The organism is Mesorhizobium sp. WSM4976 (assembly GCF_029625685.1).
Classification (GTDB): Bacteria; Pseudomonadota; Alphaproteobacteria; order Rhizobiales; family Rhizobiaceae; genus Mesorhizobium.
In genome coordinates this window covers 1-275 of record NZ_JARTVT010000126.1, presented here as the reverse complement: position 1 = coordinate 275, position 275 = coordinate 1, and the positions used below count along the sequence as shown (strand labels likewise).

Genomic DNA, 275 nt, shown 5'->3' with positions numbered 1-275 from the left:
ATGAAGGCCAAGAAGAAACCGCTCGACGAGAAGAGCCCGGCCGACTTCGGCGCTGACGTCAAGCCGCGCCTCAAGGTGATCAAGACCGAGGAGCCCGGCGGCCGCAAGGCGGGCGTCAAGGTGAAGTCGGTGGCCGAGCTCGTCGAGAAGCTCAAGAACGAAGCCGGCGTGCTCTAAGCGATCGGGAAAGGACAAAGAAATGGCAATTCTCCTCATCGCCGAACATGACAACGCAACCCTCTCCGACCAGACCGCCAAGGCGCTGTCGGCGGCGC

The 275-nt window shown here is 62.5% G+C and carries 1 pseudogene; it reads left to right on the top strand.

Annotated features, from left to right (window positions below):
* Positions 1–177 (top strand): annotated as a pseudogene (locus tag P9272_RS36005) (electron transfer flavoprotein subunit beta/FixA family protein); the annotation flags it as partial.
* Positions 178–275: the final 98 nt, after the last annotated feature.